Annotated in this window: 1 protein-coding gene; it reads left to right on the top strand. The window is 40.9% G+C overall.

Going from position 1 to position 1,129, the window contains the following annotated elements; translation table 11 throughout:
• Nucleotides 1-17: 17 nt before the first annotated feature.
• Nucleotides 18-1,129: transposase (locus M2134_RS15750; protein ID WP_280752528.1), on the top strand; the 1,112-nt coding region annotated here is incomplete at its 3' end.

The raw sequence follows: 1,129 nt of genomic DNA, 5'->3' as shown, positions 1-1,129 counted from the left end.
GTAAAAGCAAAGTAAATATGTTACCTCAGCAAGGCCATCTTTTATTAAGTAGTTATACTGATTTGTATGACTTGATTATCCCCAAAGACCATCTGTTGCGCAAGATGAAGGAGTTGGTAGACTTCTCTTTTGTACGTGAAGAGCTGGCCAATAAGTATTGTTTGGACAACGGGCGTATGGCGGTAGACCCTGTTTGTATGTTTAAATATCTGTTATTGAAGACTATCTATAATCTCTCTGATGTGGATATTGTGGAACGTGCGCGCGTGGATATGTCCTTTAAATATTTTCTGGATATGGTTCCGGAAGCTGATGTAATCAATCCCAGCAGCCTGACAAAGTTTCGCCGTTTGCGATTGAAAGATATGGATCTATTGGATTTGCTCATAAACAAAACGGTTTCGTTAGCCATTGATAAAGGTATTATTAAAGCCACATACACTACCTTGATCATCGATGCAACCCATACCGCCTCTCGCTCAAACCCTTGCCGCCCTATTGAGGTGTTGAAGATGCGCTCCAGGGAGTTGCGTAAATCCTTATACGCTATAGATGAAGAGATAGAATCATCTCTCCCTGAGAAAAATACAGATGACGATTTGGAACATGAAATCTCCTACAGTCAACGACTGATCGATCATTTGAAAGAAAACGAAGTACTCTCCCATATTCCTCTAATTAAAGAAAAGCTAAACCTGCTCAGGGAAAGTCTGGATGATATAGCCGACCGCTATACCACATCGGTTGATTCAGATGCTCGTGTCGGGCATAAGAGCAAAGAGAGTTCTTTTTTTGGTTTTAAGACTCACTTGGCAATAACGCAAGAACGGCTGATAACCGGCGCAGTAATAACATCCGGTGAGAAGAGTGACGGAGAGCAATTGGCCGCATTAATAGAACAGAGCGAGAAGAATGGAGTGAAAGTAGATACTGTTATTGCAGATACAGCCTACTCAGGTATTGACAATCTAAAGTTAACGAAAGAAAAAGAAATAGATTTAATCTCTAAATTAAACCCCACTATCAGCTACGGTTCTCGCAAAGAGGAGGATAAGTTTTTTTATAATAAAGATGCCGGTATGTTTGTTTGTCCGGCAGGTCACATGGCTGTTCGTATGCAGCGGAAATA

Source organism: Parabacteroides sp. PM6-13, from assembly GCF_029892605.1.
GTDB lineage: Bacteria > Bacteroidota > Bacteroidia > Bacteroidales > Tannerellaceae > QVMG01.
Note: the sequence above shows the minus strand (reverse complement) of the source record. Positions and strands in the feature narration are given on the sequence as shown.